Here is a 13879-nt window from a genome sequence, read left to right on the forward strand (position 1 = left end):
ATCAATCCCTTTAACTATACTTGATTGCCAAAAAAATGGAAAGTAATTTCTAATTCCTCATACAAAGGCAGAATTCAAAGTTCTTTCAGCATCAAGAAATCCGTCTGCTCATCATCCCCCATAAAAAAGGAGTGACTGCCAACTCTTTCAAAGCCCATCGTATGATAAAAAGCCAACGCATTGTCGTTAAATTCCCAAACGCCTAACCAGATCGACTTTTTCTGCAGCTCTTTAGCGGTCTCTTGGGCAAACAGCAGCAGTGTTTTGCCATAGCCTCTGCGCTTATGTTCTTTTTTAATATAGATTCGTTCAATTTCCAACCCCTCTGGGGCGATTGCTTCCGTTTGCGCCTCACCCCAGTTAAGTTTGATATATCCTACGGTTTGATCATTATCTTGTAAAAAATAAAACGCCGACTGCGGATTTTCTAACTCTCGGGTCAGTTTCGGCAGATTGTAGGCTTCTTCTAGATAGATACGAGTATTTTCCTCCGTATTGAAAGGAGCAAATGTATCGTAATAGGTGGATACGCTGATTTCTCCCAATTCTTCTAAATCTGCCAAAGTACATCGTTTGATAGCCATCAAAACGCCTCCTCATTTTTTCAAGCTATTCTATCACATCTCCATCATCCCTTGCAAAAGCAAAAAGGACAGACAGCTTTCCCCACTGTCCGTCCTTTCATAGACTTACTCTTTTATAACCAAGAGCCAGAAAACTGATGGATCACCATCGTACTCGGATCTTCCTCGACCTCACCAGTGATATAGCTTTTTGGTGAAAACGTCATTTGCGGGAAGATTTCTACACCCTTAACGGTTTGTCGTTGATTATTCAATTCTAATCCGTGGTTTTGCAACAGTTCCGTCACTCGGATCACATTGGTGACGACATCTTCCGTTTTTTCTGCCCGGACAAATTTTCGGTCATCGTAATCGTGGTACCATTCTTCCATAAAGGGATGATGCGGCACCGCTCCAATGATCCCAGTAGAAATCTTGGTTTCGATCTCAAAGCCCATAAATGCCTCCAGTGTCAAGAGCTCATCTAAAGGTTTGACCACCTCGATATCGGTATCCATATAAATACCGCCTTCTGTCACTAACGCATACAAACGAACCACATCTGACACAAAGGCCCATTCTTCTTGGTCATAGGCCTCTTTTAGATAAGGACCGAATTTTGAAAGGTCGATCGTTGATTCATCCCAACGTTTGATCTCATAATCCGGACAATATTTTTTCCAGGTATCCATGTATTTCTTTTCTTGTTCACCTAATGGATTGCCGCCAAACCAGCAATAATGAATAATTTTTGGAATCATCAATCTCTCTCCTTTAGTTTATTGGTCTCTTTTAAGTGTAGCTGATTTTGCAATTGTTTCAAAATCATATACACTTTTTTCAGCGAAAGCAGTTGCTCCTGCTCCTGGGCATGATCAGAAAAATCCATTAAAAAAAGCACCAGAATCAGCGATTCTAGCGCCTTTTTGAGGGATTACTTATAAATAGCGATTGTCCCGTAAAACGGCTTTTTTAATATCTGCCACCGTTTGCGTCCCCGCAAGCTGCATGACCATCTCCAATTCTTTTTTGAAGAAATCAAAGACTTGTTGAACACCGGTAGCACCACCTAGAGCCAACCCATAGATCACTGGGCGGCCGATCGCCACTAGATCTGCTCCGCAAGCAATCGCTTTAAAGACATGCTGTCCTCGCCGTACCCCGCTATCAAAGACGATCGGCGCCCGACCTGCCACTGCTTCAGCCACGATCTGTAAGGAATCAAAGGAAGCTGGACCACCATCCAATTGGCGTCCCCCGTGATTTGAGACCCAAATCCCTTGTGCACCTGCCCCTAAAGCTCGTTCCACATCTTCTTCTGATTGCACCCCTTTGACATAAACTGGCAAGTCAGATTCTTTGGCGATAAAAGCGACATCCTGGGGACTTAATTTTTGTTTTGAGGAGCCGTAAACGGCATCCATCGTTTGTCCGATCCCTGATTGATAGGCCTGAACGATCGGCATTGCCAACGGAAAGGTGAAGCCATTGCGGCGATCCGTTTCTCGATTGCCCCCAACAGTTGCATCTGCGGTCAAAACGATCGCTTTGGCGCCATTGCGTTTTGCCATCGCCAAGATGTCTTTATTGATGCCATCGTCTTTACTCATATAAAATTGGAACCACTGCGGCGCTTCTTGACCACCAGCTGCTCGGATTTCTTCCAACGTACAAGAGGCATACGAACTCGCCGTATAGATCGTGCCAAAACGTGAAACACCTTTGGCTGACGCTTGTTCTGCCGCAACATTTGCTAAGCCGTGGGCGGCAACAGGCGCCATAATGATTGGCGCTGACAACGTATCGCCGCCAAAGGACAACGTTGTGTCCGGTAATTCAATGTCCTTTAAGACATGAGGAATGATCAATTTGTGATTGAAGGCGCGTTCATTTTCTTGATAGGTAAAAATATCCCCCGCACCACTGCTGATATAGCCATACCCACCTTTAGGAATCACTTCCTCTGCCGCGATCTCCAAATCGCGCATATTGATAAAATCGATTGCTCCTTCTGCGGTACTTGCTTGATAAATTTTTTCCATGCCTTTCCCTACTCTCCAATAAGATAACGTTTACATTTTCATCCTACCCCTGATTGCAGGATCACGCAACTCATTCGCTCACTCCTGTCAAATAGGCTTCTTTTACTTTCCCACTCAAGACAGCCCTCCATTTGAGTGGGCTGAATTATTTTTTTGTTCGTACGAAATATTCTGCCAATAACAACGGCTGAATCGTTGGATATGTCCAGTTGGCAGGCGGCTCTGCCATTACATAGATTGCTTCGATCTCTGAGGTCAATTCATCCTGCAAGTCCGTGATCTGGGCTTCAAACACCAAGCCGTAATCGGCCTCCCCGTTTTTTTCTAAACCATAGATAAATAACGGTTCTAGGGTAAAGTGCTTGGCGCCTGTTTCTTCTTTTAATTCACGGGCAGCACACTCTGTGATGCTTTCTCCTAGTTCTCGCTTGCCTCCAGGAATCTCCAAGGTGTCTCGTTCTTTGTGTTTGACATAGACGAACTTTTCTTGGTACTTGCTGATGATCACGGCAAAAACTAGCTGCTCTTCTGCGATCTTTTCAAGCTCGAATATCGTTACGTTACTCATTTTTCTCATTCCTTTCAAAAAAGCAGACATGCTTCTAAAATAAACAGTCGTTAAATCAAAAAAAGTGCTGATCCCTTATGGAAAGGGTCAGCACTTGCAACTTATTACTCTTCTTCTTCCGCCATGAATGTGTTGAAGACTTCTTCAATCATATCCCATTCTGCTTCTGTTTCGATCTGTTCTAATTCACCTTCAGAACCGTCTTCGTTTTCAATATAAGCGTACGCTTGTAATTCAACGTCTTCTTCTTCTGGTACGCCTGCTGGATAAAGCAAGACGTAGTTGCGGCCGAATTCTTCCGTACCGTCAACCGTTAATAGAATTTCGTATAAGGTTTCATTTCCTTGATCATCGATTAAAGTAATGTGTTCATGTCCTTCATGATCGTGATCGTGGTTATGATCGTGTGTATGTTCTGACATTTATTTTCCTCTTTTCTGTAAATTAAAACAGCTGTTTCCCAGCACCATCTAAATAATTCTGCAAAATCATGACTGCTGCTAATTTATCAATCACTTTTTTTCGTTTGGCACGCGATGTATTCGCCTGTTCTACCAGCATTCGTTCTGCTTGAACGGTCGTCAGACGTTCGTCTTGGTAAACGACCGGCAAACCGAATTGCTGTTCGATCGCTGCGCCGTAAGCCATAGAAGCTTCCGCTCTAGGTCCGATCGTATTATTCATATTTTTAGGTAGTCCTACCACAAAACGTGAGACTTCATATTCTTTCACCAATTCAGCAAGTCGATCATAACCGAAATTGCCTTCATCTTCATTGATGCGAATGATCTCGATCCCTTGTGCTGTCCAGCCCATTGGGTCACTGACCGCCACGCCGACTGTCCGCGAACCAACATCCAATCCCATGATTCTCATTATAGGTTGATCCCGTGATTGCCTAAATAATAACGGATCAGAACTTCCATGATCTCATCCCGTTCGTGACGACGAATCAAATTCCGGGCATCCCGATAACGAGGAATGTAAGCCGGGTCGCCAGAAAGGAGATAACCGACGATTTGATTGATCGGATTGTATCCTTTTTCCTCTAATGCTCGGTAGACGATAGCTAATGTTTCGCTGACTTCTTTTTTACGGCTATCATCAAAATCAAAGCGAACTGTTTCATCTGTAAAACCCATTTCACGACACCTCTCTTTTGTATAGATTTTAGCATATGTTCCTACTATATTGTACTAAACGTTTGATAAAACTACAAACATATGCTTAGATTTTCTCCATTATAACAAAGGTTTATGATGTTTTTATGAACTTTCTTAAAAAAAGCTAGAAAGCGCGGTAGACATACTGGTTTTCTGGTGCTTCAATCGTCTTCTCTTGGTCTGCTACCACCATCGGTAAGTCTCGTTTAAAGGGTTGATAGTACTTCGATTGGATCGTCCCTTCTACATGGAGCCACTGGTTATTTTCTGCCGTTTTTTGTTGCGGTAATTCCACTCGCAAGCCAAAAACGCCTGAATCAGCCACACAATGGATAATGCCAAAACGAAACAAAAAGATTTCATTGGCATCATCTTGATCTGCATGGTACACAAATCCATCATAGGTGATTTTCTTGCCAATAAATTCGCTCGGGTACGTATAGATCAACTCCATGACTTCCAAGTAATTTTCTTCCGTTACCGCAATCGTCTCATCTTTGGCGTAACGTGCCAACGCTGCATCCATCTGAGTGTCATAATCTTCTTTGTTAAAATAAAGACTTGTATCGGGTTTCAGATATTGGGTCGTCATTTCTGGATCCCCCACAGATTCTTCACTTAGGGGGAAATTAAACCCTTTTGCTTCAACGATCGTCGTATCCAAGCTAACGGTGGGGAAAAAGAGACCCACGATGATCGGTAAGGCTAATAGAAAATACGCAATCACTCGTTGGTGTTTTTTCTCCAATCCATGCTGATGCTCATCGTCATGATGATGCTCAGGCTCTTGTTTGACCCAAAAATACAGCTGGACCAAAGCCAATAATAAAGAAATGATCATGGATAAAATAGCGAGATAGCGATAATGAATGTTGATAAACTGATTGAGTTTGCCCGTCACTTGCAAGTACATCATCAATTCAAAATAGCCTGATAAGATCAAAAAACGAACCATTCTTTACACCACCCATGCATAAATTGAAACGACGATTGCGACTAATCCAACTAAAGAAGCGATAAAACGCCCCGAAAAGTACCGCTTCATCATCAACAGGTTTTTAATATCTACCATTGGACCAAAAACCAGGAAACCGACGACTGGTCCAGTGCCGAATAAACTCAACAACGAAGAGCCGATAAAGGCATCTGCTTCGGAACATAGGGATAACGTTAATGCTAACAGCAGCATGACGAAGACCGCTAACAGCTTCGTGGAGCCTAATGTCAGCATCAAACCAGTTGGCAGATAGGTCTGCATCGCTGAGGCGATCAACGCACCAATGATCAAATAACGCCCAGTATCGAAAAACTCATCCAAACTATGCTGCAGCAAATGACGAATCTGCCGAAGGAGCGGATGACTGCTCTTTTCCGTTTGATGGTGGGCGTGATCATGCCCCTGATGGTGTGGGTGAGCTGCCTGCTCATTCCCGCCACTTAATTGATTGGCAAGCCGTGTTTTTAAGACCTCTTGTTTGTTAAAATACGCCAGCCAGATCCCCACGACCATTGCGACCAATAAGCTGCCCAGTACACGCAAAAAGGCGAACTTCGCGGAATTTCCAAAGGCAATGAATGTAGAAAAAATCACGATTGGATTGATGATCGGTGCAGTCAGCATAAAGGCAAACGCCGTATACACTGGCACCTCTTTTTTTACGAACTGATTAACGATCGGTACGATCCCACATTCGCAGGAAGGAAAAAAGACCCCCAGACCACAACCAACTGTGATCGATGCCAATTTGTTTTTTGGTAAGAGTCTCGTGACTCTTTCTGGTGTCAAGAAGACTTGTAAGGCACCTGAGATCAAGCAGCCCAATAGGACAAACGGCAAGGCTTCAATGACGATAGATAAAAAAATAACACTCATTTGCAGGACAGAATTCGGTAATGCCTGAAACATAACTTTAACCTTCTTTATCAATAAATTCGAAACGCTGGAATTACTATACGTTTTTTCCTTTTTTTATACAACGTTTTTTTTAAAGCAGCCTATTTTTTTAATCGTTGCTTTAGATTTCCCTTATCTTTGAATCCTTCTTACTCACCTAAGCGATCAGCTGCTAGCAGATATTTTGACTTTTCCTCAAGAACAGCGTACATTTTCCATGGAGGAATGACTTATGCAAAAAAATCAACCGATCCAAGAGCAGCTCGCCCAACAACCGTTGGCACTACTCTATCTCTCTCAACCGAATTGCAGTATTTGTGTTGCAGACAAACCACGCATCCAAAAACTGGCACAATCCCAGCAACTCCCCCTATTTACCATCAACACGCTGGCAGAGCCAGAAGCAGCCACTTTATTTTCGGTCTTGACGGTTCCTGTCGTCCTCTTGTTCGCGAATGGGAAAGAAGTGCATCGTGAAGCCCGCATCATCGATTTCACACGTTTGACTCAACAAATCTTGCGATATCAAGAAGCGCTCACAAGCGTTGAAGAGCAAGATTCCTACGAATCACTTTTTGACCAGTTAGACGAGTAAGATCAGTGGTGAAAAAGCAAAAAACAGCTGTCAGATCGTTGTATATACTACGATCTGGCAGCTGTTTTGTTGGTTCCTATTTATGTGATGCGATTATTCGCTTAGTGATGGTTCTTCTACTGGTTCTTCATGGGACAAGACGTTGCCTGAATGCAAGAAATAAATCAACGTTTGCAATTCATTGGTTAAGTCAACGTTTTGAATCAGCACGCCTTTTGGTGCAGTGATCCGTGCAGGTGTAAAGTTCAAGATTCCTTTAATGCCAGCTTTCACAAGCTCGTTCACTAAATCTTGTGAATGTTGTGCGGGAACCGTCAAAATAGCCACATCGATCTGCTGGATCTTCACTTGTTCCTTCATGTCATCCATTGGATAGACCGGCACACCATCTACGATTCGACCAACTAGATCTTCGTTGACATCAAATGCGGCACTGATCCGAATGCTGTTGCTTTGGTGAAATTTGTATTTCAACAAGGCGCTCCCCAAGTTTCCGACACCGACTAAAGCTACATTCGTCATGTGGTCTTCGTTCAATGTCTTCGCAAAGAACTGCATCAAGCTTTCAACATCATAGCCATAGCCGCGTTTTCCTAATTCACCAAAGTAGGAAAAGTCGCGGCGGATCGTCGCACTATCAACTTGAACAGCTTCACTTAGTTCGGTCGAAGAAACTTTTAATTTGCCAGCTTGGTGCAAAATACGCAAGTAACGATAATATAAAGGCAATCGCTTCGCTGTTGCCTTTGGAATTTGATGATCTTTCAAAGAATACTCCCCCATTGTGAAAAATTCACTTGTGATGAAGCTATCATAACAAATACATTGTTCAAAAATCAATTTGAATGCTCATAATTTGAAATATAAATTTTATAATGGTAAAATCAAACTTTTTCCCAATCGCCGTTTCCCTTAAAATATGATAGACTTGTAGTATTGCAACCTTGATACAGACAAGTTTCTTAAAGATAGGAATGACATATACATGATTTTATTACAAGCCAACCAAATCGCCCGTCTTTTCGGAGCCGAGGTTTTATTTGAAAATATCCAATTAGAGATTGCCAGCAATTCCCGAATCGCGCTTGTTGGGCGCAACGGTGCTGGTAAATCAACGCTACTGAAAATTATTGCTGGACTCGAAAGTCCTGATAAAGGAACGATCGCTAAAAACAAGACCGCTACGATGGGCTACTTAGCTCAAGATACCGGACTTGCTAGTGAGGCCACCGTTTGGGAAGAAATGCTAGGAGCTTTTGCAACGGTTCGGCAGATGGAGCAGCGCATGCGTACCTTAGAGATCGCCATCTCCGAAGCAGATCCTGCTGCTGACTCTGGCAATCTCCTGAAAGAATACGACCAGTTGCAACATGAATTTGCAGAAAAAAACGGTTATGGCTATGAAAATGAGATTCGCTCCGTCTTGCACGGTTTTCAGTTTGATCCTTCTTTTTACACGCAAGCTATCAACACCCTTTCTGGTGGTCAAAAAACCCGCTTGGCATTAGCAAAAATGCTGCTGCAAAAACCTGATATCTTGATCCTCGATGAACCGACCAACCATTTAGACATCGAAACGTTATCTTGGTTGGAAAACTATCTGCAAGGATATGCCGGTGCGTTGCTGATCGTTTCCCATGACCGTTACTTCCTAGACAAAGTCGTCAACGAAGTCTACGAACTGAGTCGTCAAAAAATGCGCCATTACAAAGGCAATTACAGCCGCTATTTGACCCTGAAAGCGGAGCAGTTGCAAAGTGAATGGAAAGCCTTTGAAAAACAGCAAGAAGAAATCAATAAACTGGAAGACTTTGTTGCCCGCAACCTTGTCCGTGCGTCTACCACCAAACGCGCGCAAAGCCGCCGTAAGCAATTAGAGAAAATGGACCGGCTGGATCGCCCGCAAGGAGATGAAAAATCCGCCCACTTCCTTTTTTCTATTGAAAAGCCTTCAGGAAATGTTGTGATGCAAGTAGAAAATGCCGCTATCGGTTATTCTGAAGAAGAAGTTTTATCGGCGCCCATCGACTTAGATGTTCGGCGCAAAGATGCGATCGCTTTAGTGGGACCGAATGGGATCGGCAAATCAACCTTATTGAAATCGCTGATTCATAAAATCCCCTTTATTCAAGGAAAGGTGCATTTTGGCGCCAATGTCTCAATCGGGTACTATGACCAAACCCAATCCGATCTGCACTCAACCAAAACGATCCTCCATGAGCTTTGGGATGACCACAGTACCACACCTGAAGTCGAGATTCGCAATATATTAGGCAGCTTCTTATTTTCGGGAGAAGATGTTGAAAAGCCGATCACGCTGTTAAGCGGCGGCGAAAAAGCCCGTGTCGCTTTGGCAAAATTAGCCATGGACCATGACAATTTCTTGATTTTGGATGAGCCAACCAACCATTTAGACATCGACAGCAAAGAAGTCTTAGAAAATGCCCTGATCGATTATGAAGGCACTTTGTTCTTCGTATCTCATGACCGCTACTTTATCAATCGAATCGCCACCAAGGTCGTGGAACTGTCTGAAAACGGCAGCAAGCTCTATCTCGGCGATTACGATTATTATTTAGAAAAGAAACAAGAAGAAGCTGAGATCGCAGCGATGTTGGAAGCAAAAACAACCGAAACCACCCTCTCAGCGGGCAAGCAAAACTTTGTCCAAAGCAAGGAACAGCAAAAAGCCGTTAGAACCTTACAGCGAAAAGTCACCCAAATCGAAGAAGAACTTGCCGCAATAGAAGAAACGATCCAACAACTGGAACAAGACATGACCGCACCAGATGCGTTGAATGATCATGTCAAATTGACCGCGTTGAATCAAGCGTTAGAACAAGCCCGCACTGAACAAGAAGCTCTACTAGAAGCATGGGAAAATACTAGCTTAGAACTAGAAGCATTTGACAGTTGATCGAGGAATCGGTCTGTAGGCCGATGACAAGCGCCCCCTCCTTTGTTTTACTTAAAAGAACAGGATGAATACGTACGATTCGTAAAACAAGGAGGGAAAAATGCAAAAACAGACAGATGTTTATCGAAAGCGTCGGCCAATGGTTGTTTTGGCAGGATTGGTGTTGATTTGGATAGGGTTCAATCGAATCTCTCATCACGTGTTGTACGGAGAGTTGTCTGAACACGTGCATACCGTCGTTGCCTATGATGAGAGTTATGACGACGAATATATTTATTCTCAGGCTATCTTTAGTGATGACATCAATGCTTATTTATGGGAAATGGACATCACGACACCGATTTTCTTGCAGACGAACGAAGATTGGGCCGATAGATCCTATGGCAATGACGGCAGCCAAACCTTAGCAGAAAACGGCTGTGCGATTGCTTCTCTTGCGATGGTTCAATCCTATCTTGAAGGCTATCCCATTTCGCCACTGGAAGTCCTCAATTGGGCAGGAGATCATTATTACGTTGACGGCCAAGGAACGGACTGGCGGATTTTTTCTGATTTTGCCGATGCAAACGGCTACAACTACTATGATCTTGGCACAGATCTAGCCAGTGTTGAAGCTTACTTGCAACAAAATCATCCGGTCATCGTTTCTGTGACTCCAGGGGAATTTACAGATGGCGGCCATATTATGGTCTTAGGTGGAATGATGGACGATCAAGTGTTTGTCTTAGATCCAAATGATGATCCAGAAAAATCCCATTACGCTATCTATTACACACTAGATGAAATCGCTGATCAAAGCTTACGCTTTTGGACCTTCAGCTGATTGATCGAAAAAAGTCCCCTTTCGGGGCTTTTTTCTTTGTCGTGGCGTAGGCAGCAACTGGATCTTACTTTTTTAATAAAAAAACCATTCTTTCTCCCCTTAGGAATCCGCTTTCTATTATAATGGAAGAAAGAAAGGTGTGAAGTCTATGAAAATCGGTATCCCAAAAGAAATCAAGAACAATGAAAATCGTGTGGCATTGCCGCCCTCGGGAGTCTATGAGTTAGTCCAAGACGGACACGAAGTCTTCGTTGAACAAGGCGCTGGTGCAGGATCAACCTTTTCTGATCAAGCGTATCAGGAAGTCGGTGCTACGATTGCTACCGTTGAAGAGGTTTGGGCCTCTGAATTGGTTATGAAAGTCAAAGAACCTTTACCAGAAGAATACCCCTTTTTGCATGAGGGACTGGTTTTATTCACCTATTTCCACGTAGCCGCCAATCAACAGCTTGCTCAAGCATTGATCGACAGCAAAGTGATCGCTGTTGCTTATGAAAACGTCCAGCTGGCGAACGGCACCCTGCCTCTGCTATCGCCTATGAGTGAGATCGCTGGAAGAATGTCTGTTCAAATCGGCGCACAATTTCTCGAAAAAATATATGGCGGAAAAGGGATCCTGCTTTCAGGTGTTCCCGGCGTCCGTCAAGGTCGGGTAACGATCATTGGTGGTGGCGTTGCCGGTGAGAATGCCGCGAGAGTCGCTGTAGGTTTAGGCGCACAAGTGACGATTTTAGACGTTTCGATCCCACGCTTACAAGAGCTGGATCGACAGTTTTCTGGTCAAGTTCAAACCTTGTATTCCAATCGCTTGAATATCGAACGAACGATCCAATCCGCAGACTTGGTGGTAGGAGCCGTCTTATTGCCAGGACAAAAAGCCCCGTGCTTAGTGACCCGCGACATGGTGAAACAGATGCCTGAAAAATCCGTGATCGTCGATATTGCCATTGACCAAGGCGGAATTTTTGAGACCGAAGACAAAGTCACTACCCACGACGAGCCAACCTATATCCGGGAAGAAGTTATTCACTATGCAGTCGCGAATATGCCAGGTGCTGTGCCGCAAACGGCAACCATCGCATTGAGCATTGCCACCTTGCCGTATGCCCAGCAGCTAGCGAACGATCCTTTAGCAGCGTTGCGAGAAAATCAGGCACTTGCCAAAGGGGTCATCGCCTATGAGGGCGCATTTACTTCAAAAGAAGCCGCTCACGATCTGTCATTGCCTTTTACCGATCTATCGGAATTGATTTGAGCCACTCTCCCACAATAAAACCAGCAGCCGCACAAGTAATTCGCGGCTGCTGTTTTGCTTTCTATGAGAATTTCCTTTTTTGGGTAGCATGGGCTTTGGAAGTATGCTATATTCATACTTAAAAAAATTCGACCTAGACAGGAGGAACACTGTGCTTACTCAACAACAAATCCAAGCATTTCCCAAAGTAGAACTTCACTGCCACCTCGACGGTTCCATTCGTCCAGAAACATTGATCGCCATCGCCAATCAGCAAGAACTACCGATCGAGCAAGACATAGAAGCTGTGAAAGCACAGATGCAAGCCCCCAAAGATTGTCATGACCTGAGGGATTATCTTCGCTGCTTTGATTTCGTTCGGCCGTATTTGCAAACACAAGAAGCGTTAGCAGCTGCCGCCTATGACGTGATGGAACAAGCCGCTCAAGATGGGGTCGCTTATATTGAGATCCGCTTTGCTCCCAGCTTATCGATGGACAAAGGACTCACTTGCAGCCAGACCATCCAAGCCGTGATCGAAGGCATCGCACGAGCAGAAGAACGCTACCCAATCAAAGGCAATGTTTTGGTCATTGGGATGCGTCAAGAAGACCTACCAGCTATTACGGCGATTTTTGATGAAGCGATCGCTCTTACCGATGAAAAAGTCGTCGGCATTGATCTGGCAGGTCCAGAAGAAGACGGGTACGTCCCTGATTTAGCTGCCAGCTATCAAGTGTTCCTCAAGGACCAAAGTGTCCAGCTGACCTTACACGCAGGCGAATGCGGCTGTGTGCAAAACATTTATCAAGCCATCGAAAGCGGTGCGCAGCGGATTGGCCACGGCATCGCCTTAAAAGGAGATCCTACTGCTCAAGCGTTTGTTCGAGAACAAAATCGCTGTATCGAAGGCTGCCCTACCAGCAATGTTCATACGCGTGCGATTCCCACATACTCGGCATACCCATTAAGAGAATGGCTGAAAGCCAAGGTCCCTTTTTGTTTGAACACCGATAACCGAACGGTCTCAAACACGACATTGACCAATGAATACCTGCAAATGGCTCATCATTGCGACATGTCCGAATCAGAGATGCGCTTCTTAAACGAAACTGCCGTTCAGCATTCCTTTGCGGAAGCTTCCGACAAAGCGGTACTCTTGAAAAAAATTCAAGAATGGCAATTCTAATAAACATGGACGCTAGTGATCCCCACTGGCGTCCATGTTTTATTTCCAAAACGATCAACTTTCTTTCCTTCACGCAAAGAAGAGCCGATCGATCCGTGTTAACCCCAAGGCATCGATTTCTAAAAGAGCTCTTTCGTAAATTTCTGTATTCGTTAAAGCAGCACTCTCGTGGGCATCGATCCCAATAATACAAGAGCAGCCGACTTCCTTGGCGATCTTCCAAAATTCAGGATGCGGATAGCCACCGTTCGTATAGCCTGCCAAATTATACTCCAACGGCAGCTGATACTCTTTGGCTTTTTCACATAGGCGGTAGGCAACTTCTTCACAATGAGAATCGAAGGTTTTATAGCCCCGCATGAACACATCTGGGTGTGCCATATAAGCAAAAATTTCTGATTCAATTCCCTGTAAAGAAACACGGAGATAATCTTTGATCGCTTTTACCGAATCCCCGGGTGTATGGTCGTAATAGTGATTGCTTTCGATTTCAGGAAAGTGATTGCCAAAAATCAAATAGTCGATCGACAGCCTTTCTTTCTCTGCAACTAGCCAAGGGATCATTGTTTCAAAATATTCACACTCTAATCCTAATTTCACATCGATTTGTCCTTGGTACTTTTCCTGTAAGCTTCTCACCGATGAAACGTAATCTTCCAATTGCGCAACATCCATCCGCATGAGGGAGACATACCCAGCCTCAAAGGGCCAGGGACAATGATCAGCGAAGCCAATTTCCTTAAAGCCAGCTTGGATGGCTTTGATTACATAGTCTTCATCAGAATCCCGTGCATGTTTGCATCGAGTTGTGTGGGTATGATAGTTTGCTTTCCACATGGTTAATCACTCCTTCATATTACATTTAGGTTAATTTGTTCTTGTGATCGCATT

16 protein-coding genes are annotated in these 13879 nt (G+C 44.1%); 5 read left to right on the forward strand and 11 right to left on the reverse strand.

Annotated elements, in window-relative coordinates; genetic code table 11:
- Window positions 1-74: 74 nt before the first annotated feature.
- From IGI71_RS13190 to IGI71_RS13230, 9 genes are all read right to left on the reverse strand, one after another.
- Window positions 75-584: a GNAT family N-acetyltransferase gene (locus tag IGI71_RS13190; protein WP_010749840.1), complete on the reverse strand. Its 510-nt coding sequence runs from the start codon at window positions 582-584 to the stop codon at window positions 75-77.
- Between the two features lie 113 nt (window positions 585-697).
- Entirely contained in the window at window positions 698-1324 is a 627-nt protein-coding gene (locus IGI71_RS13195; protein WP_010749841.1) for a glycosyltransferase family 32 protein, read from the reverse strand.
- 177 nt (window positions 1325-1501) lie between these two features.
- Window positions 1502-2605 carry an alpha-hydroxy-acid oxidizing protein gene (locus IGI71_RS13200; protein WP_010749842.1) on the reverse strand — a complete coding sequence of 368 codons (1104 nt, stop codon included), beginning with the start codon at window positions 2603-2605 and terminating at the stop codon, window positions 1502-1504.
- A 145-nt stretch (window positions 2606-2750) separates the two neighbouring features.
- Entirely contained in the window at window positions 2751-3173 is a 423-nt protein-coding gene (locus tag IGI71_RS13205) for an NUDIX hydrolase (RefSeq protein WP_060791370.1), read from the reverse strand.
- Window positions 3174-3277: 104 nt separating this feature from the next.
- Entirely contained in the window at window positions 3278-3595 is a 318-nt protein-coding gene (locus tag IGI71_RS13210; RefSeq protein WP_005228559.1) for a DUF1292 domain-containing protein, read from the reverse strand.
- A 22-nt stretch (window positions 3596-3617) separates the two neighbouring features.
- Complete coding sequence (gene ruvX, locus IGI71_RS13215) at window positions 3618-4049, reverse strand: Holliday junction resolvase RuvX (RefSeq protein WP_005234242.1); 432 nt, start codon at window positions 4047-4049, stop codon at window positions 3618-3620.
- Window positions 4049-4315: an IreB family regulatory phosphoprotein gene (locus IGI71_RS13220; RefSeq protein ID WP_005228556.1), complete on the reverse strand. Its 267-nt coding sequence runs from the start codon at window positions 4313-4315 to the stop codon at window positions 4049-4051. The genes ruvX and IGI71_RS13220 overlap by 1 nt, the downstream gene beginning before the upstream one ends.
- A gap of 145 nt (window positions 4316-4460) precedes the next feature.
- A complete protein-coding gene (locus IGI71_RS13225) occupies window positions 4461-5291 on the reverse strand; it encodes a TIGR03943 family putative permease subunit (protein WP_231434781.1) in 831 nt (276 codons plus the stop codon).
- Window positions 5292-5294: 3 nt separating this feature from the next.
- Complete coding sequence (locus IGI71_RS13230) at window positions 5295-6242, reverse strand: permease (RefSeq protein WP_086295667.1); 948 nt, start codon at window positions 6240-6242, stop codon at window positions 5295-5297.
- A 220-nt stretch (window positions 6243-6462) separates the two neighbouring features.
- Between IGI71_RS13230 and IGI71_RS13235 the strand changes: the two genes are divergently transcribed.
- Entirely contained in the window at window positions 6463-6825 is a 363-nt protein-coding gene (locus tag IGI71_RS13235) for a thioredoxin family protein (protein ID WP_231434782.1), read from the forward strand.
- A 93-nt stretch (window positions 6826-6918) separates the two neighbouring features.
- Here the strand turns inward: IGI71_RS13235 and IGI71_RS13240 are convergent, their stop codons facing one another.
- Complete coding sequence (locus tag IGI71_RS13240) at window positions 6919-7593, reverse strand: redox-sensing transcriptional repressor Rex (protein ID WP_005228549.1); 675 nt, start codon at window positions 7591-7593, stop codon at window positions 6919-6921.
- Window positions 7594-7810: 217 nt separating this feature from the next.
- Here IGI71_RS13240 and IGI71_RS13245 point away from each other — a divergent pair, with 217 nt between their 5' ends.
- The 4 genes from IGI71_RS13245 to add all read left to right on the forward strand — a co-directional run bounded on the left by IGI71_RS13245 (window position 7811) and on the right by add (window position 12988).
- A complete protein-coding gene (locus IGI71_RS13245; RefSeq protein WP_086295669.1) occupies window positions 7811-9742 on the forward strand; it encodes an ABC-F family ATP-binding cassette domain-containing protein in 1932 nt (643 codons plus the stop codon).
- A 100-nt stretch (window positions 9743-9842) separates the two neighbouring features.
- Window positions 9843-10565, forward strand: a complete 723-nt coding sequence (locus IGI71_RS13250; protein WP_086295670.1) for a C39 family peptidase — start codon at window positions 9843-9845, stop codon at window positions 10563-10565.
- Window positions 10566-10713: 148 nt separating this feature from the next.
- Window positions 10714-11820, forward strand: a complete 1107-nt coding sequence (gene ald / locus IGI71_RS13255; RefSeq protein WP_086295671.1) for an alanine dehydrogenase — start codon at window positions 10714-10716, stop codon at window positions 11818-11820.
- 151 nt (window positions 11821-11971) lie between these two features.
- Window positions 11972-12988, forward strand: a complete 1017-nt coding sequence (gene add / locus IGI71_RS13260; RefSeq protein ID WP_231434783.1) for an adenosine deaminase — start codon at window positions 11972-11974, stop codon at window positions 12986-12988.
- Window positions 12989-13057: 69 nt separating this feature from the next.
- On the opposite strand, the gene IGI71_RS13265 is transcribed toward add, so the two are convergent.
- Window positions 13058-13825 carry a histidinol-phosphatase gene (locus IGI71_RS13265; protein WP_060791376.1) on the reverse strand — a complete coding sequence of 256 codons (768 nt, stop codon included), beginning with the start codon at window positions 13823-13825 and terminating at the stop codon, window positions 13058-13060.
- Window positions 13826-13879: the final 54 nt, after the last annotated feature.

It is taken from the genome of Enterococcus sp. DIV1279b (genome assembly GCF_050531515.1).
GTDB lineage: Bacteria > Bacillota > Bacilli > Lactobacillales > Enterococcaceae > Enterococcus_D > Enterococcus_D casseliflavus.